Source organism: Aeromonas sp. QDB56, from assembly GCF_027705505.1.
GTDB classification, from domain to species: domain Bacteria; phylum Pseudomonadota; class Gammaproteobacteria; order Enterobacterales; family Aeromonadaceae; genus Aeromonas; species Aeromonas caviae.
Window position 1 is genome coordinate 1 of sequence record NZ_JAPDBZ010000328.1, and the last position, 600, is coordinate 600.

Consider the following 600-nt stretch of genomic DNA (forward strand, 5'->3'; position numbering starts at 1 on the left):
AAGCGTGTTCTTTCCCTCGCCAATGCTACCCTCGGGGTTATCGAGTCAGGTTCACTGGCCATCCACGCCATCGGTAGTGGCCTCTCCTTGGCCAACGGTCTCGAACGTAAACATGCGGTTAAACAGGTGGATCGCCTGCTCACTAACACCAAGCTCAATGTCTGGAGCCTCTTTGACGATTGGGTGCCCTATGTGGTCGGTGAACGTACCGAGATCGTAGTCTCCATGGACTGGACCGAATTCGATGCCGATGATCACAGTACCTTGGTTATCAGCCTGCAAACCAACCACGGTCGCAGTACTCCGCTGCTGTGGAAAACCCATCGGAAATCGTTGCTCAAAGGGCAACGCAATGCCCATGAGAAAGAGCTGCTCACCAAGCTCAAGCAGACGTTGCCAGAGGGTATCTTCGTGACGGTAGTAGCTGACCGCGGCTTTGGTTACATGGAGCTGTTCGAACGCCTGGAGCAAGAGCTAGGCTTTGCTTATCTCATTAGATTTAAAGGAAATGTTTTGGTTGGTTACCCTGGTGTAGAGCAGGTTCCAGCTCGGGACTGGCTAACGCCGACCGGGCGCACCCGAACCCTCAAAGCGGTGGAG

At 54.2% G+C, this 600-nt stretch carries 1 pseudogene; it reads left to right on the top strand.

Features of this window, described 5'->3' with window-relative positions:
- A pseudogene (locus OKB81_RS20715) lies at nt 1-600 on the top strand (IS4-like element ISAs18 family transposase); the annotation flags it as partial.